This is a genomic window from Mesorhizobium sp. AR07, from assembly GCF_024746815.1.
In the GTDB taxonomy this organism is placed as follows: Bacteria; Pseudomonadota; Alphaproteobacteria; order Rhizobiales; family Rhizobiaceae; genus Mesorhizobium.
The window spans coordinates 404,521-421,339 of sequence record NZ_CP080525.1 but is presented as its reverse complement, the minus strand read 5'-3'; the positions used below and the strand labels follow the sequence as shown (position 1 = coordinate 421,339).

Genomic DNA, 16,819 nt, shown 5'->3' with positions numbered 1-16,819 from the left:
AGCGGGCCTGGGGCTGCGACATGAGGTTGTTTTCGAGACCGGCGATGGCGTTCGCAATGGCGCTGATATGCGTATCTCCGGTGGCTGCCCAGCAACAGCCGGAAAACATTCCGTGGGAAAACAGCATGGCCATCGCCCGGAAAATGGCGGCGATTCTGCTGGAGCGGCAGACCGGATCGAAGGACCTGCCGCCGACATCCTTTGCCGTCGAGGTCGATCTCAACCTCGACGGTTTTCCGGAGATCTTTGCCTATCGCTATGCGCCGGACTGCGACGGCATCCATTGCGGCAACTTCCTGTTCGTCCTGGAAGGCGACAGCTATCAGGAGGTTCTCGGCGACATTCCCGGTGCAAGGCTGGTGCCGCCGGACAAGATCGGGCTCAGCGCCTTCAAGCGGAACGGCTTTCTCGACATCCAGTCCGACCAGATGACGATCGGCTGGGACGGAAAGCGCTATGTCGACGCCTCGACATTTCCTGCCTCGTCGCTCGATGGCGCAGCCTTCCTGGCAGCCTGCCAGAAAAGCAAGTCCAGCGAGCAGCCGGCAGAGGGCGAAGCCGAACGCGTCAGCGCTGCATGCCAATGCCAATTCAACCGGTTTCAGGCAACCAGCTTCACGCAGCCCGATCTCGACATGTACACGGCGTCGCTGGGCGAGAATTTCGAATATCCAACGGGCGGGAAAGAGATTGCCTGGCAGGCGCTGCTGAAAAATGCCGAGGATGTCGGCACCGGCTGTGATGTCGCCAGCGGCAAGAGCCAATGGCCGCCGGCCTATTTCAACCATGGCGACCAGGCGCAGCAGAAGCTGAATTTCGACGGCTTCCTCGATGCCTGTCCGGCGCAGGATTTCATCCTCACCAACCACAAAATTGGCTCGCCGGACCGTGCGCTCGGCCTCTGCGGCTGCCTGGCGCGCGAGATGCCGACCCAGGGCATCAGCCAGGAGGGGCTCGATCTCCTGGCGCAATATTATCGCAACGAGATTTCCGATGCGGACGTCGAGGCACAGGACGCCGACGCCCTGATCTTCCATGACAAGGCGTCGGAGGCTTGCCTGAGCCAGTTCCCGGGGAAGTGATCAAAGCTTGATCACATACTCCTTGCGAGTCGTTTCAAGCACTTCCCAGCTTCCTCTGAAGCCGGGCCTGAGCACAAAACTGTCGCCGGCCCGTACCATGCGCGCTTGCCCACCGTCTTCCGCGATCACCGAAACGCCGGACAGGATGTGGCAGAACTCCCATTCGTCATAGACGATGCGCCACTTGCCCGGGGTCGATTCCCAGATGCCGGCGTAAAGACCGCCGTCCCGCTCCTCGACGTTCCAGGTGCGGAATTTCGGATCGCCCGAGATCAGCCGGTCTGGCGCCGGCGCACCAGATTCGGGTTCGACGCCATCAGTCGATATTGTCAGGTAAAGCGCGGCCAAGACTTGCCTCCATGAAAGAGCCGGCATGCGCCGGCTCACCCCCACCCCGGCGCTGCGCGCCGACCCTCCCCATATGGATTCTTGCGAAGAAGGACCCCCACCCTAACCCTCCCCACAAGGGGGAGGGAATGCTGCCGCAGCCTTTATCCATCACACTCGGCGTCGAACTTCGGTAGCTTGCCGGGTATCGGCGTCTGCGAGAGTCTCCCTCCCCCTTGTGGGGGTCCGAAGGACGGGCGAGACCCGTGGCTCGCCCCGGTTGGTTAGGGGTGGGGGTATTCGTAGAGCGAAACCCTCGGCCTGCAAACTGCGATAGCCCTCCCCCAACGGGAGGGCAAAGATCAAACCTTGGCAAGTGCCTGTTCGAGGTCGGCGACGATGTCGTTGACGTCCTCGATGCCGATGGAGAGCCGCACGGTGTCCGGACCGGCTCCAGCCTTGACCTTCTGCTCGTCGGAAAGCTGGCGGTGCGTGGTCGAGGCCGGATGGATGACCAGCGACTTGGTGTCGCCGACATTGGCCAGGTGCGAGAACAGTTCGAGCGCCTCGACAAACTTGACGCCGGCGTCATAGCCGCCCTTGAGACCGAAGGTGAACACGGCACCCGCACCTAGCGGCGAATACTTCTTCTGCAATGCATTGTTCTTGTCGCTGGGCAGGCCGGGGTAGTTCACCGAGGCAACCTTGGGGTGGTTGGACAGCCAGGCGGCAACCGTGACCGCATTGTCGCAGTGGCGCTGCATGCGCAACGGCAGGGTTTCCAGGCCGGTCAGGATGAGGAAGGCGTTGAACGGCGAGATCGCCGGGCCGAGGTCGCGCAGGCCAAGCACGCGCGCGGCAATGGCGAAAGCGAAATTGCCGAAGGTTTCGTGCAGGACGAGGCCGCCATATTCGGGGCGCGGTTCTGACAGCATCGGGTATTTGCCCGACTTCGACCAGTCGAACGTGCCGCCATCGACGATGGCGCCACCGATCGAATTGCCGTGGCCCCCGATGAACTTGGTCAGCGAATGGACGACGATGTCGGCGCCATGCTCGATCGGCCTGATCAGGTAGGGCGAGGCCAGCGTGTTGTCGACGATCAGCGGCAGGCCATGCTTGCGCGCGATGTCGCCGATCTTCTCGATGTCGACGAACGTGCCGCCCGGATTGGCGAGGCTCTCGATGAAGATCGCCTTGGTCTTGTCGTCGATCTGGCTCTCGAAGGTCGAGACGTCGTTTGTGTCGGCCCAGCGCACCTCCCAGCCATAGTTCTTGAAGGCATGGCCGAACTGGTTGATCGAACCGCCATAGAGCTTGTTGGCGGCGACGAAATTGTCGCCCGGCTGCATCAGATTGTGGAAGACCAGCACTTGCGCGGCATGGCCGGAGGCGACCGCGAGTGCCGCCGTGCCGCCTTCGAGGGCCGCGATGCGCTCTTCGAGCACCGCCTGCGTCGGGTTCATGATGCGGGTGTAGATGTTGCCGAAGGCCTTCAGGCCGAACAGCGAGGCGGCGTGATCGGCATCGTCGAAGACGAAGGAGGTCGTCTGGTAGATCGGCGTGGCGCGCGCGCCGGTGGCCGGGTCGGGCTTGGCGCCGGCATGAACGGCGAGCGTGTTGAAACCGGGCGTGCGGGTCATCGAAACCTCCCTTTTGAAACTCTTGAAATCGCCGGGCATTCTTGGCGAAGGCCGGGCGCGAATGCAAAGAAGAAAATGCCCTTCGGCGAACGATCTGTGGCCGAGGTGCGGGAAAATGCGCCGGCCCGCGGAATAATTTTGCTTCTACTTCTGACGCACGCCAAAACTCTGGAATCCCGAGCGCATCAGCGGCTTCTTCGAAGACAGCACGCCGGAGTTGACGCCGGTCCAGCCGATCTCGCCGGACAGCTTGCCATATTCGATCTTGGGGCAGCGGTTCATCACCACCTTGATGCCGGCGGCTTCGGCGCGCGCGGCTGCCTCGTCGTGGCGCACGCCAAGCTGCATCCAGAGGACTTTCGGCAAGGGATCGAGTTGCAACACCTCGTCGACAATGCCGGGCACCGCCGTCGCCGCGCGAAAAACGTCGACCATGTCGATCGGTTCGGGAATTTCAGCCAGCCTGGCATAGGTCATCCGGCCGAGAATTTCCTTGCCGGCCTGGCCGGGGTTGACCGGAAACACCAAAAACCCCTTGGCCAGCAGATATTTCAACACGAAATAGCTCGGTCGCACATCGTTGGCGGACGCGCCGACCATGGCGATGGTCTTCACCGAATTGAGGATGCCGGCGATGTAGGTGTTGTCATAACTATCGTGGTTCATGCGGCTTCCTGCGGTAGTGATATCGATAAAGTTCACGGTTGAACCCAAGCGAGGCGTAGAGCGCGCGGCCTGGCGCATTATCGGCCACCACCTGCAGGCATGCCGCCGATGCACCCGCCTGCCGCGCCCAGTCGATCAGGCCGCCGACCGTCTTGCGGCCCAGGCCCTGCTGCCTGAAGCGGCTGTCGGTTTCAACCGATTCCACCACAAGCAGGCCATCACGGATGACGACATAGGCCAAGGCGGCAATTTCGCTGTCGCGCTCACAGGACACAAACGCCCGGTCGCCGACGATCAACCCGGTCATCTCGCGAAAGACGCGGCGATCGGTATCATCATAGGCGCCCATGCGGAAACGCGCCGCGAGCCAGTCCTCGCCAGGCACCTGGGAAAGCGCGACCTGCTCGTCGCGAACCTGTGCCAAGTCATTGATCCCGGCATGGAGATGGATCGTTCCGCCTTCCGGCTGGTAACCGCGCTGGTCGAGTGCGGCCTCGAGTTCGTTGGCGATATCAGGCACCCGGAACAGCGGCGTCTGGCCGTGGCCGATGTAGAAGGACTCGGCGGCGTCGATCACCTTGGCGGGCGCGCCGCGCTTGCCGCGCAAAGGGTTCGCGGAATTGGTGCGCCGTATCCTGCCGCCCGAGCGCCGCAGAAGCCAGCCGTCCGCGACCGTCTCGACGGCAGCCGGCCAGCCCTCGCGACAGGCCTGCTCGATGCGCCAGTTGAGATCATCGTCAACGACCGTCACGCGTCATCCTCCCTCAGTGCTTCCTCCATAAACGCCTGCGGATCGGTGCAGAAGTCGCGCATCATGCGAAAATGGTCGGTATCGCTGAAATCGGTCGGATCGAGCCCGAACCTGCTGATCCGGAACAGCCGCGCGCCGGGACAGGCCATCAGCAGCGGCGAGTGCGTCGCCATGATGACTTGCGCCGTGCCCGACTGGTCCATCCGCCGCAGCATCTTGAGCAGTTCGATCTGGCGCGACGGGGAGAGTGCGCTCTCGGGTTCGTCGAGAATGTAGATGCCTTGCCTGCGGCAGCGTTCCTCGAAGAAGCGGATGAACCCCTCGCCATGCGACCAAGACAGGAAATCCGGCGGCGCGCCACCAGACTCCAGCGCCGCATGGTCGAGATAACGAGCCACGGAATAGAAGGATTCAGCGCGAAAGAACCAACCGGCGGTGACCTTCGGCAACCAGTGGCCACGGAAGGTATCTGCCAGTGCGGCACCGCTCTTGTCGATGGCGCTGGAATGGTCGACCGGCCGGTAGCCCTTGCCGCCGCCCGCTTCGTCATAGCCGGCGAGCGCGCCGATCGCCTCGAGCAGCGTCGATTTGCCGGTGCCGTTCTCGCCGACGATGATGGTGATCGGCGTGGTGAATTCGAGTTCGAAATCGTGGCCGCGAAAAAGCGGCAGGTTCCAGGGGTATTTTTCCCAATCCTCGACCCGCGCGGGATCGAGCAGGATGCGCTTGAGATAGGGTGCCCTGAGCCGCGTCAGCTGCTTGCGGTAAGCCATCAGCCGGGCAGGGAAATCGTGCCGTCTTCCGCGATCGGAAAGGCAGGATTGTGCGCCACTTCCCAGATGTGCCCGTCGGCGTCAGCGAAGTAACCATACCAGCCACCCCAGAAGGCGCGGCCGGCCGGCTTGACGATACGCCCGCCGGCTTTTTCCGCCATGGCAAGCACCTCGTCGACTTCGGCGTCTGAGCGTGTGTTGTAGGCGAGGTAGACGGCGGAAGGTGCTGCGGCGAAGGCCAGCCCCGAATCCTCCTCGGCGCTTTCGCGCGGGAACAGGCCGAGAATGGCGCCGCCCATCTGGAAGAAGGCGACACCGTCGGTGATGCCGGCATGACGGGTGAGGCCCATCGCCTGGTAGAAACGCACGGCGCGGTCGAGATCGTCAGTCGCGATGGTGATGATGGAGATGCGGGGTTCCACGATTACTCGTCCGTCCATTCCGGTTTGCGCTTGCCGATGAAGGCGCCAATGCCCTCCTCCGCGTCGCGCGCCAGCATGTTCTCGACCATGATCCGACCGGTATAGGCATAGGCGTCGGCCAGTCCCATCTCGGCCTGTGCATAGAAGGCTTCCTTGCCGGTCTTGACCACCAAAGATGATTTGGAAGCAATGGTTTGCGCGTATTTGGTAACGATCTGATTCAGATATTCGCGTGGCACGAGGCGGTTGACCAGGCCGAATTCCTTGGCGGTCGCCGCGTCGATCGTCTCGCCGGTCAACAGCATCTCCATCGCATGCTTGCGCGAGACGTTGCGCGACAACGCCACCATCGGCGTCGAGCAGAACAGGCCGATGTTGACGCCCGGCGTGCAGAAGGTCGCCTCATGCGAGGCGATCGCCAGATCGCAGCTTGCCACCAGTTGCAGCCCGGCGGCGGTGGCCAGGCCGTCGACCTCGGCGATCACAGGCAGGGGATGGCGCACGATCGCCTGCATCAGCGCAGCGCAAGCGGCGAAGGTCTGTTCGAAGAAGGCCTTGCCATGATCGGCGTCGGCGCGCCGCGCGGTCATTTCCTTGAGATCGTGGCCGGCGCAAAACACCTTGCCGGCCGCCGACAGAACGATGACGCGAACGGCCTTGTCGGTCTTGGCGCGCTCGAGTTCCGCCGTCACCGCCGCCATCACCGCCAGCGACAGAGCGTTGGCAGGCGGGTTGGCGAGTGTGAGGCGCAGCACGCCCTTGTCCAGCCTTGCGACAACCGGACCGTCAACGGCAGCAGGCTTGATGGCAAGGATTTCGGCCATGGAAAGTCTCCGCGATTCCGCTCGGGGTTGGGAGAGTATCTAATATCGGATCGGGTTTCATCCAACACCTATCGCTTGCGCCAGGGGACGAAAGTGTTGCCAGAAATGCCGCGCTGCGTTCATACAGGCCTAGCGCAAAACGAGAGGCCGACATGCCCGCCCAGACCAATCTCAAGCCGGTGCTAACCGCAGCCCAAGTCAATGTGCTGATGGAGACCGTCTATCCCCAACTCAACGAGCAGTTCAAACATTACGAGGCGATCGACGTATTCCCAGGCGGTTGCACCGTACGGCTCAATGCCGACGAGCGGCATCTGCGCCCCGGCGGAACCGTATCCGGCCCGTCGCTGTTCACGCTGGCCGACATCGGCGGATACGTCTGCGTGCTCTCGCATGCCGGGCCGGACGCGCTTTCGGTCACCGTCAACCTCGACATCAACTTCGTCCGCAAGGCCGAGGCTGGGCCGATCGACGGCCACTGCCGCATCCTGAAGCTGGGAAAGAGCCTGATGGTGTTCGACATCGACATCGTCGCCGGCCCGGACGGCCACACGATCGCGCATGCCACCGGCACCTATTCGATCCCGCCGAAGCGGTCCGCCTAGCAATACCGACCGCGTTCGCTGTCCGCCTCGGCAGATGCCGGCAAAGCTGCGTATGCTCCGAAGCAGGCAGGCGCAGCAGGATGGTGTGATGGTGCTCGGCGTGGACGAGGGCAGTCGGACCGGGCCAACAAGAAAGCTTCCCACCGGGCAAGCAACCGACTAATCTTGGCCAGCACCCACGGTCGGTAACCGAGACTGAGCCCCTTGGCAACGAATTCCTCCTCTACCGGACACGAAGCCAGCAATGCGGAATGGCTTGATTTGCACTTCGAGTCTTCGCGTCCTGAGTATGAACAGGCGCTGCTTGCAATAGGCATTCAGCCGGGTTGGGCGGTTCTGGACGCCGGCTGCGGTGGCGGCGGCTTCTTGCCTGCCTTGCGTGACTTGGTTGGCCCGAGCGGAACAATCGATGTGATCGACCTGGCGCCTGAGAACATCTCGCGGGTGAAGGGCTGGACACTGGGCGTTGGGCAGGAACCGGCCATCCACGCCCAAACCGGCAACGTTCTTGAATTGCCCTTTGCCGACGCTTCCTTCGACTGCGTCTGGTCGGCCAACGTTATGCAGTACCTGACTCCGAGCGAGTTTGTTCAAGCGGTCCGGGAAGCTTGCCGTGTCCTGAAGCCAGGCGGGACACTGGCCATCAAGGACTTCGACTCGACTCTGCTTCATATGCTGCCGATCGACCGGGGCGTTCTCTCGCGTTTCATGACGATCCGGTTGCAAGCGTTCCGCGACAAGGGGGTACTGGGAACCGATTGCGGGTCGACGCTGCCCGCTCGTCTTCGGGCCGCCGGCGTCACGCCGTTATGGCGTAAGGGTTGGCTCGTGGAGCGCTGGGCACCCGTTTCGCCTTTCACGCGCGCCTATGTCGCCGATCTCTTGGCTTACTTCGCATCCGTTTCAGCCACCTACGACCTCAGCGAAGCCGACCGGAACTATTGGCAGCGCCTGGGCCAAAATCCGGGCGAGCTGCTCGACCAGCCTGACTTCTGTTATCGAGAGCTCTTTGTCCTTACGGTCTGTCGTATGGCGTAAAAGCGTTGGATTGGACTGGGAATAGGCGACCCGCTACCGGGTCGATCCCAACTCGCCTACGGTCTCGCCGAACATCGCGCGGCATAGCGCCAGCATGTTGTCTCGGTTCTGTTCACGTCGACTCATTTCAATGTGGTAAAATAATACCTTTTTATCAACCTATTGGTTTTTCTATATTTTATACGCCAACGCACTTTTCTATCGCCTTGACGCAACACCCACCCTCGCCTATAAACCCTCACGAGGCAGCGGCCCGCAAAGGCCGCCGTTTTGTTATTGGCGGCGGGCAAGCGCTCATCGCCAATCCAAGCAACAAGAAACGCCTTCCCTTATGAAGGTCCGAACCGAAAGCAGAAAACCATGACAACCTTTTCGCAGAAGCCTGCGGATGTGGTGAAGAAGTGGATCCTGATCGACGCCGAGGGTCTCGTCGTCGGCCGTCTCGCCACTGTCATCGCCAATCATCTTCGCGGCAAGCACAAGCCGACCTTCACCCCGCATGTCGACGACGGCGACAACGTCATCGTCATCAATGCCGACAAGGTGGTGTTCACCGGCAAGAAGTTCACCGACAAGGTCTATTACTGGCACACCGGCCACCCCGGCGGCATCAAGGAGCGCACCGCGCGTCAGCTGCTCGAGGGTCGTTTCCCCGAGCGTGTCGTCGAGAAGGCCGTCGAGCGCATGGTGCCGCGTGGCCCGCTCGGCCGTCGCCAGATGAAGAACCTGCGCGTCTATGCAGGCGCCGAGCATCCGCATGTCGCCCAGCAGCCCGTCGTGCTCGACGTGGCCAAGCTGAACGCCAAGAACAAGAAGGTCGCATAAGATGGCTGAGCTTTCCTCGCTCGCAGAACTGGGCGCCGCCACCGGCAACACCAACACCCAGCCGGCAGCCCCCGTCCACGTCCAGAAGCTCGACAAGTCGGGCCGCGCCTATGCCACCGGCAAGCGCAAGAACGCCATTGCGCGCGTCTGGGTTAAGCCGGGTTCCGGCAAGATCGTCGTCAACGACAAGGAATTCGCGACCTATTTCGCGCGTCCGGTCCTGCAGATGATCCTCAACCAGCCGATCATCGCCGCCAACCGTTCGGGCCAGTACGACATCGTCGCCACCGTCATCGGCGGCGGTCTCTCCGGCCAGGCCGGCGCGGTACGCCACGGCATCTCCAAGGCGCTGACCTACTACGAGCCGACGCTGCGCGCCGTGCTCAAGAAGGGTGGCTTCCTGACCCGCGACAGCCGCGTCGTCGAGCGCAAGAAGTACGGCAAGGCGAAAGCCCGCCGCAGCTTCCAGTTCTCGAAGCGCTAAGAAGCGCTTGGGGCCAGTTCTCGAAGCGCTACGTCGAGGACCTACCGAGATCGAAAGGCCGCCTTCGGGCGGCCTTTTTGCTTACGGCTCGGCAGTCACCCCACCGCGCCTGCGGCGCGACCTCCCCGTCAAGGGCCCACAAGGGGGAGGGAGATTCGTAGGCGCTGATCTCGGCAAATTGCCGACGTTTTACGCCAAAGGGGAAGCGCGCGGCAGCATTCCCTCCCCCTTGTGGGGAGGGTTAGGGTGGGGGTCCTTCTTCGCAAGAATCCATATGCGATTGCCCTACGTCGATGGGGAGGTAGGCGCGTAGCACCGGGTGGGGTGATGGCGCCGGCGCTGTTCATGCCTGCCGGCAGGCCTCAGGACTTGCCGGCCTTGATATAATCGATAAACGCCCGCAGCGGCGCCGGCACCAGGCGCCGGCCAGGGTAGTAGAGGAACGGTCCGGAAAAGCTCTGCCACCACGGTTCGAGAATGGGCTCAAGCGCGCCGCTCTCAAAGTATGGGCGAAGCCACCCCTCGAAGAGGCCGATGATGCCGGTGCCGGCGACGGCCGCATCGACGGCAAGATCGGTCGCCCCGCCGATCCGCACGATCAGTGGCCCCGTCGGATCGATGCGCACCACCTCGCCGTCACGTTCGAACTCCCATGGAACCAACGCACCGCTGGCAAAGCGGCCACGCACGCAAGAATGGCCAAGCAGGTCGCTCGGATGTTGCGGCCGCCCATGGCGATCGAGATAGGCAGGGCTGGCGGCTGTGGCGAAGCGCTGCACGCGCGGTCCGATCGGCACCGCGATCATGTCCTGTTCCAGCCGCTCGTCATACCGGATGCCGGCGTCGCAGCCGGCCGCCAGCACGTCGACAAAATTCTCATCGGCGATCACCTCCAACCGAATGCCGGGATAAGCAGCGAGGAAACCCGGAACGATGTCGGGCAATATCAGCCGCGCGGCGCTGACCGGCACATTGAGACGCAACGAGCCCGCCGGCCTGTCGCGAAAGCCATTCACCACGTCGAGGGCCGCCTCCACCTCCGACAGCGCCGGGCCAAGCCGCTCCAGCAGGCTGAGGCCCGCCTCGGTCGGGACAACGCTGCGCGTCGTGCGGTTGAACAGCCTGACACCGAGTTGCGCCTCCAGGCGACGCACCGCCTCGCTCAAGCCCGAGGCGCTGCCGCCGCTGGCACGCGCGCCATCGCGAAAGCCGCCGGCGCGCGCCACGGCCACGAAGGCGTTCAGATCGCCAAGGTCCATCATTGTTCGTCATTCCGCACAGCCTGTGTGGATTGTACCTGATTATCACGAGATTGGGCAGCGTTTATCTTCACCTCCTTAAAGGAGATCAATCATGTCCAACATCAAACAGGCCGGCACCTTCACCCTCGGCAGCCATACCGTGAAGCGGCTCGGCTACGGTGCCATGCAGCTTGCCGGCCCCGGCGTGTTCGGCCCGCCCAAGGACCATGACGCGGCACTGGCCGTGCTGCGTGAGGCCGTTGCAAGCGGGGTCGACCATATCGACACCAGCGATTTCTACGGCCCGCACGTCACCAACCAGCTGATCCGCGAGGCGCTGGCGCCCTACCCCCAAGATCTCGTCATCGTCACCAAGATCGGCGCCCGGCGCGGCGCTGATGGGTCATGGCTGCCGGCCTTTTCTCCGGAAGCGCTGACCCAGGCGGTGCACGACAATCTGCGCAATCTCGGGCTCGAGGTGCTGGACGTCGTCAATTTGCGGATCATGTTCGACACCCATGGCCCCGCCGAAGGGTCGATCGAAGCGCCGCTCACCGTGCTGGCCGAGCTGCAGCGGCAGGGCCTGGTCAGGCATATCGGGCTGAGCAACGTGACTGCAAAGCAGATCGCGGACGGACGCCGGATTGCCGAGATCGTCTGCGTGCAGAACCAGTACAATCTGGCGCATCGCGATGACGACGCCCTGATCGACAACCTCGCCCGCGACGGCATTGCCTATGTGCCGTTCTTCCCGCTTGGCGGCTTCAGCCCGCTGCAATCGTCCACCTTGTCGGACGTCGCCGCGCGCCTCGGTGCCACACCGATGCAGGTCGCTCTCGCCTGGCTGCTGCGTCGCGCGCCCAACATCCTGCTGATCCCCGGCACATCGTCGGTCGGGCATTTGCGCGAGAACCTCGCAGCGGCCGAACTTGCGCTTTCGGACGAAGTGCTCAAGGAGTTGGACGGAGTGGCGAGCGTCGCCGCGGCCTGACTAAGCGGCACCCCGGGTGTACCAGACACCCTGCGATAGCAGTGTCCGACCAACGTCTGCAACAGGCCGCCTGCGTGCGGCCTTTTGCATTGAGCATTCTCATCCGGCGGAATGACCCGCATCCCGGATGAACAGGAATGCGCAGAGCGCCGAACCAGCCACCGCAAGCGCCGAGACCAGGAATGCCAGCCGCATGCCCTCAATGGTGCCCAGCGCCAGCGCCGACCCGAACAACGCCACGCCGATGGCGCCACCCGATTGGCGCACGGTGTTGAGCACGCCAGACGCGGTCCCCGACATTTCCGTCGGCACAGCAGATAGCAGCGCAGTTGTCATGGCAGGAACGGCAAGGCCAATGCCGACCGGCAGGAACAGCAGGCGCCACAGCAGCGACGGATAGGACGTGTCGGCCTGGATCAGCGCCATCAGCCCGAAGCCGGCCGCACCGAGAAGCAGACCGATCGCCATCGGCAATCGTGCGCCATATCTTGCGGCGATGCGTCCGGCAACGACGTTCGACACGGTGACCGCCGCCATGAAGGGCAGAAACGCCAGCCCCGTCATCTCGGGCGAAAAATGCCGTTCCTGCTGGAAATAGAGACTGAGCATGAAGATCGTGCCATAAAGCGTCAGATTTACCGCAAGCCCGACGAGGCTGGTCACCGCCGGCACGCGGCGGGCAAACAGATCGAGGGGAAACATCGGCGCCTGCGTCCTGCTCTCAACCAGCAGAAAGATGGCACCGGTGACCATTGCCAGCGCCAGTCCGCCGATGACCGGAACGGAAATCCAGCCGGACGAACCGGCTTCGATAAAGGCGCCAGTCAGCGCGAACAGCGTCAGCACGATAAGCCCCTGCCCGGCCCAGTCGATCGGCGGCTTCTCTGCCTTGGGCGGCGTCTCCTGAAGAAATCGGCAAGCCATCCAGATGGCGAGGGCGCCGATCGGCAGATTGACCAGGAAGATGCTCGCCCAGCCGAGCGACGTGACCATGAAGCCGCCGAGCACCGGCCCGGCCGACAGCGCGATGCCGCCGGCCGCTGTCCACAGGCCGACCGCGCGCGCCCGACGTGCCTTGTCGGAGGCGTAGGCGCGATTGAGGAGCGCCAGCGAGCACGGCATCAACAAAGCGGCACCCGCGCCTTGCACGGCGCGTGCCGCAATCAGCACCCAGGCACCCTGTGCCAGGCCGCAGACCAGCGAGGCGATGCTGAACAACGCCATGCCGCCGACGAAAACGCGGCGGGCACCGATCCTGTCGCCGAGCGCGCCGCCGGCCAGCAGCAGCGAGGCAAAGGCGAGCGTATAGGCATCCACGACCCATTGCAGGCCGCCTATGCCCATCGACAGTGCCGAGCCAATCTTGTTGAGAGCGACGTTGACGATCGAAACGTCAAGCTGCACCACCACGAAACCGAGACTGGTCGCGGCGACGGTGGCGGCATAGGCGACGTTGGCGGAGCGGTTGAAAACCAGGGTGTTGGACATGCCCAGGGGTAACGGTCTCGTACTGACACCGTTCCGTCAGGAGACGCCGGCCCGCGACAATGTGCCGAGACTTCAGAGGCAGCAAATCAATTGATGCTGGCGGTCGCGGCGGGTTCCATGCGCTCGCTCGGCTCGGCGTAAGGCACGCGGTAGCCGTTCGCCGCCAGCCAGTCGATTGCCGCTTTCGGTTCGTCGGTCTGGATGATGGTGGCGCCGCGATCGGCCCAGAAACCCCAGGCTTCGCGCGGCAGGCTGGCCTGCACCGCCAGCTCGTCGCCGCGGCCGCCGGCCAGGAAGCCGCCCGGCTTGTTGACGATGGCGTAGGTGTCGGCCCAGACGTGCCAGTCGCCCCGCACCGCGGCAGCGCGCATGCGGGTGCTGAACAGCGGTCCGCCGGTCTCGGTCAGCGTCTCGGCGCCCGCCCGCCAGTTGATCAGCTCGATCGCGCGCGGCGAAAAGGCGTGGTCGACCGGTTCAGTGAAACCGGCGTCATGCACCGCGTCATCGGCAATGATCGGCATGAACTGGAAGCCGCCGCCGATCGCATCCATGGCGGCCTTCACCGTCGCAATCCGGGTGGAGTTCCACAGGTTTTCCTTGACGATGACCTGTTCGGCCATGCCGAGGTCGCGCGCCACCGCGATCATGCCCGAGAGGTCGCCGACATCGAGCTTGTTGTCGAGGTTGATGAGGATCCTGTCCCTGGTCGCCAGCAGCATCTCGCGCAGCGTCGAAACTGTCTCATTGGTGATGAAGCCGGTACCCTCAACCACCAATCGGCAGGTCTTGAGCTCCGCCAGCGTGCGCTTGACCACCTCGCCCTTGCAGGTCGTGGTGCGGTCGAGCCAGCTGTCGTGCATGACGACGAATTCGCCGTCCTTCGAGCGCCTGATGTCGACCTCGACGATTTCGGCGCCCATGGCGATCGAGCCTTCCACGGCCGCGATCGAATTTTCCGCATAGAGCGTCTTGCCGGCCTGCATGCTGCCGGCGCGATGCGCGGCGACCATGACGTGGTCGCGCCATTGGTTGGCATGCTCAAAACGGTCGAGAATCTGCCTGGCGCGGATTTCGCTGGGCAAGGCCTGGCCGGAGGTGGCCGCAAGTGCCGCGGAAAGCAGAAGGCCCAGCCAGATGGTCCGCATCGAGAATCGCTCCTTGCCGGATCGAGACCCGGATAGGCGATGCCCGTGACAGGCCGGTGAACGAAGCCGGCTAGCGGATGTCTTGTTTGAGCATGATCTTTTCCGAAAACCGGCTTCCACTCTTCGGAATCATGCTTGAGATCGGTGCGCGTCAGATGCGTTTCGAAAGCCGGCGGAACCACGCCATCGCAGGCATTTCGACGAAGCGCCAGGTGATCCAGGACACGGTGATGGTGGCGGCGAGCATGACGACGATCGCAACGGTCCCTGTCAAGCCGCCGCCGAAGCCCGTCGCTGGCTGGCCGCGCAGCATGAAGTCGCCGACAACGCCGAGGCCGAGCTTGCGCTCGACGAGCCCGGCGACGTTGATCATGCGCGCCTGGACGAAGATGTGGACCATGTAGATCGAATAGGACAGCGCGCCGAGCGTCAGCATGAACGGCGTTTTCAGCACTGCGCTGATCCAGCCGCCTTCATGGGCGAAGAGAAACAGCGCCAGCGCGAAAACCAGGGGTGCCGCGATGCCGAAATCATTGTCGCCCGCCAGCGAGACAAAAAGCACGATGACGGCGACCATGACGATCTCGGCAAGGGTCCAGGCCAGGCGCGGGCCGCCCTTGGCCAGCGCCTGTCGCGCCCCTGCAATGGAATCATGCTGAAACCAGGCAAGCAGGGCGCCGAGCGAGAAGCCATACAGACAGCGGATGAAGCCGAAATCGAAGGACACATCCATATGATGGGTCGACAAGCCGAGCAGGAACAGCGGCGCGGTGACGGCGGCTGCGACGAACCATACCCAGGCGCGCGCGCCGGCGACGAAGACCACGCCCGCAAACAGCAGATAGGCGAAGAACTCGGCCGAAATGCTCCAGCTTGGCGCATTCCAGGTCAGTTGATCCTCGAAGCCGACACCCTGCAGCAGCAGCAGATTGGCAAGCAGGCTCTTGAGGTCGAAACCGCCGGTGAAGGGAGCAGCCCCGGTGCCATGCAGTTGCGGCAGCACCAGGCGCAGCAACTCGAAACCGGCAAAGGCGGCAAGCATGAGCAGATGCAGCGGGTAGATGCGGCCGAACCGGACCAGGGCGAAGCGAGCCACCTCTTCCGGCTGGCTCAGCCGGTTGCCGTAGCTGCTGGCGATGACGAAACCGGAAAGGACGAAGAAGAAGTCGACGAAAAGATAGGACGAACCGATGAAGGCGCTCTGCGAAATCGTCGAACCGGTCGGAAAGTGAAACAGCGCCACCAGCAAGGCGCAGATTCCGCGCCACGAATCGAGAACCAGGAAGCGTTCGCCGGCGATCGTGCCGCTGTGGGTCGACACCACGGCGCGGGGAGGATTGAGAAACGCCGTCTGCGTCATGGTGATACAAATCCTGTTTTGTCATGGCACTCCAGGGGCGCCATTTCGTCTCGCCAAGCTGTGACTGGCATCTTCCGTGCCGGTTCTGTAGTTGTTGCACCCCGATGAAAAACGAGGATCCGTAATGGCGACCAACAACATCGACCATGCCTTCACCGCCCGCTCCAAAACGGGCGCGGCCCTCGAACCGACCTATGCCGGCGCGCTGTCGTTCATGCGGCGCAAATACACGAAGGACGTGAAGGGCGCGGACGCGGTGGTGTGGGGTATTCCCTTCGACGCAGCCGTCACCAACCGACCCGGCGCCCGCTTCGGGCCGCAGGCGATCCGCCGCGCCTCGGCGATCCTCGACAATGACCCGCAATACCCGTTTTCACTCGATCTGTTCGAGCATCTCGCGGTCGTCGACTATGGCGATTGCCTGCTCGACTCGGGCAACCACCAGAAGACGCCCGGCACGATCGAGCGGGAAGCGACGAAGATCCTGAAATCCGGCGCCTTTCTTTTGTCGCTCGGCGGCGATCATTTCGTCACCTGGCCGCTGCTCAAGGCGCATGCCGCCATCCACGGCCCGCTGGCCCTGGTACAGTTCGATGCCCACCAGGACACCTGGCCGGACGACGGCAAGCGCATCGATCACGGCTCCTTCGTCGGCCGCGCCGTCAATGAAGGCATCATCGACCCCGACCGTTCGATCCAGATCGGCATTCGCACCCATGCGCCCGAGACGTTCGGCATCAAGATCCTCTACGGCCACGAAATCGAGGAGATGCGTGCGTCCGACATCGCCTACGCCATCGTCGACCGCACCGGCGGCAAGAAGACCTATGTCACCTTCGACATCGACTGCCTCGATCCGGCCTTTGCGCCGGGCACCGGCACGCCGGTTGCCGGCGGGCCGTCCTCGGCTAAAATCCTGTCGACGCTGCGCCAGCTCAACCAGATCGACATTGTCGGCGCCGATGTCGTAGAGGTTGCGCCGGCCTATGATCACGCCGATATAACGGCGATCGCCGGTTCGATGGTGGCCATGCAGTATCTCGGCCTGCTGGCGGAGCGGAAGGCCCGGCTGGCAGAGCTGAACAACGGCAACCACAATGGTGCCGCTGTGAATCATGGTCACGGCATATAGTTTTGAAATATCAGGGAATTTG

The 16,819-nt window shown here is 63.3% G+C and carries 18 protein-coding genes; 7 read left to right on the top strand and 11 right to left on the bottom strand.

What is annotated here, in order from left to right; all coding sequences use genetic code 11:
* Positions 1-44: 44 nt before the first annotated feature.
* Entirely contained in the window at positions 45-1,082 is a 1,038-nt protein-coding gene (locus tag BPNPMPFG_RS02185; RefSeq protein ID WP_258593047.1) for a hypothetical protein, read from the top strand.
* Here BPNPMPFG_RS02185 and BPNPMPFG_RS02180 read toward each other — a convergent pair whose 3' ends face one another.
* The 7 genes from BPNPMPFG_RS02180 to BPNPMPFG_RS02150 all read right to left on the bottom strand — a co-directional run bounded on the left by BPNPMPFG_RS02180 (position 1,083) and on the right by BPNPMPFG_RS02150 (position 6,488).
* Positions 1,083-1,457, bottom strand: a complete 375-nt coding sequence (locus BPNPMPFG_RS02180) for a cupin domain-containing protein (protein ID WP_258593046.1) — start codon at positions 1,455-1,457, stop codon at positions 1,083-1,085.
* Positions 1,458-1,771: 314 nt separating this feature from the next.
* Positions 1,772-3,052 (bottom strand): O-acetylhomoserine aminocarboxypropyltransferase, encoded by a 1,281-nt coding sequence (locus BPNPMPFG_RS02175; RefSeq protein WP_258593045.1) that lies wholly within the window; start codon positions 3,050-3,052, stop codon positions 1,772-1,774.
* 144 nt (positions 3,053-3,196) lie between these two features.
* Positions 3,197-3,718 carry a CoA-binding protein gene (locus BPNPMPFG_RS02170; protein ID WP_258593044.1) on the bottom strand — a complete coding sequence of 174 codons (522 nt, stop codon included), beginning with the start codon at positions 3,716-3,718 and terminating at the stop codon, positions 3,197-3,199.
* Positions 3,705-4,469 (bottom strand): GNAT family N-acetyltransferase, encoded by a 765-nt coding sequence (locus tag BPNPMPFG_RS02165; RefSeq protein WP_258593043.1) that lies wholly within the window; start codon positions 4,467-4,469, stop codon positions 3,705-3,707. Before BPNPMPFG_RS02165 ends, BPNPMPFG_RS02170 begins: the two co-directional genes overlap by 14 nt.
* The gene (locus tag BPNPMPFG_RS02160; RefSeq protein ID WP_258593042.1) at positions 4,466-5,242 is read right to left on the bottom strand and encodes an AAA family ATPase; all 777 of its coding nucleotides are present in this window, start codon (positions 5,240-5,242) and stop codon (positions 4,466-4,468) included. Before BPNPMPFG_RS02160 ends, BPNPMPFG_RS02165 begins: the two co-directional genes overlap by 4 nt.
* Positions 5,242-5,664 carry a VOC family protein gene (locus BPNPMPFG_RS02155; RefSeq protein WP_258593041.1) on the bottom strand — a complete coding sequence of 141 codons (423 nt, stop codon included), beginning with the start codon at positions 5,662-5,664 and terminating at the stop codon, positions 5,242-5,244. The genes BPNPMPFG_RS02160 and BPNPMPFG_RS02155 overlap by 1 nt, the downstream gene beginning before the upstream one ends.
* A 2-nt stretch (positions 5,665-5,666) precedes the next feature.
* Positions 5,667-6,488: an enoyl-CoA hydratase gene (locus tag BPNPMPFG_RS02150; protein ID WP_258593040.1), complete on the bottom strand. Its 822-nt coding sequence runs from the start codon at positions 6,486-6,488 to the stop codon at positions 5,667-5,669.
* A 152-nt stretch (positions 6,489-6,640) separates the two neighbouring features.
* Here BPNPMPFG_RS02150 and BPNPMPFG_RS02145 point away from each other — a divergent pair, with 152 nt between their 5' ends.
* The 4 genes from BPNPMPFG_RS02145 to rpsI all read left to right on the top strand — a co-directional run bounded on the left by BPNPMPFG_RS02145 (position 6,641) and on the right by rpsI (position 9,440).
* Positions 6,641-7,093: a PaaI family thioesterase gene (locus BPNPMPFG_RS02145; protein ID WP_258593039.1), complete on the top strand. Its 453-nt coding sequence runs from the start codon at positions 6,641-6,643 to the stop codon at positions 7,091-7,093.
* 204 nt (positions 7,094-7,297) lie between these two features.
* Entirely contained in the window at positions 7,298-8,131 is an 834-nt protein-coding gene (locus BPNPMPFG_RS02140; protein ID WP_258593038.1) for a class I SAM-dependent methyltransferase, read from the top strand.
* 360 nt (positions 8,132-8,491) lie between these two features.
* A complete protein-coding gene (gene rplM, locus BPNPMPFG_RS02135) occupies positions 8,492-8,956 on the top strand; it encodes a 50S ribosomal protein L13 (protein WP_013532205.1) in 465 nt (154 codons plus the stop codon).
* Between the two features lies 1 nt (position 8,957).
* Positions 8,958-9,440, top strand: coding sequence for a 30S ribosomal protein S9 (rpsI, locus tag BPNPMPFG_RS02130; RefSeq protein ID WP_111545698.1), 483 nt, complete (start codon positions 8,958-8,960; stop codon positions 9,438-9,440).
* Positions 9,441-9,802: 362 nt separating this feature from the next.
* On the opposite strand, the gene BPNPMPFG_RS02125 is transcribed toward rpsI, so the two are convergent.
* Entirely contained in the window at positions 9,803-10,702 is a 900-nt protein-coding gene (locus tag BPNPMPFG_RS02125) for a LysR family transcriptional regulator (protein ID WP_258593037.1), read from the bottom strand.
* Positions 10,703-10,793: 91 nt separating this feature from the next.
* Between BPNPMPFG_RS02125 and BPNPMPFG_RS02120 the strand changes: the two genes are divergently transcribed.
* A complete protein-coding gene (locus BPNPMPFG_RS02120) occupies positions 10,794-11,672 on the top strand; it encodes an aldo/keto reductase family oxidoreductase (RefSeq protein WP_258593036.1) in 879 nt (292 codons plus the stop codon).
* Between the two features lie 99 nt (positions 11,673-11,771).
* Here BPNPMPFG_RS02120 and BPNPMPFG_RS02115 read toward each other — a convergent pair whose 3' ends face one another.
* From BPNPMPFG_RS02115 to BPNPMPFG_RS02105, 3 genes are all read right to left on the bottom strand, one after another.
* Positions 11,772-13,160: an MFS transporter gene (locus tag BPNPMPFG_RS02115; RefSeq protein ID WP_258593035.1), complete on the bottom strand. Its 1,389-nt coding sequence runs from the start codon at positions 13,158-13,160 to the stop codon at positions 11,772-11,774.
* A gap of 86 nt (positions 13,161-13,246) precedes the next feature.
* Complete coding sequence (locus tag BPNPMPFG_RS02110; RefSeq protein ID WP_258593034.1) at positions 13,247-14,305, bottom strand: glycerophosphodiester phosphodiesterase family protein; 1,059 nt, start codon at positions 14,303-14,305, stop codon at positions 13,247-13,249.
* 151 nt (positions 14,306-14,456) lie between these two features.
* Positions 14,457-15,665 carry an acyltransferase family protein gene (locus BPNPMPFG_RS02105; protein WP_258593033.1) on the bottom strand — a complete coding sequence of 403 codons (1,209 nt, stop codon included), beginning with the start codon at positions 15,663-15,665 and terminating at the stop codon, positions 14,457-14,459.
* Positions 15,666-15,789: 124 nt separating this feature from the next.
* Between BPNPMPFG_RS02105 and speB the strand changes: the two genes are divergently transcribed.
* Positions 15,790-16,797 carry an agmatinase gene (gene speB / locus BPNPMPFG_RS02100; RefSeq protein WP_258593032.1) on the top strand — a complete coding sequence of 336 codons (1,008 nt, stop codon included), beginning with the start codon at positions 15,790-15,792 and terminating at the stop codon, positions 16,795-16,797.
* Positions 16,798-16,819: the final 22 nt, after the last annotated feature.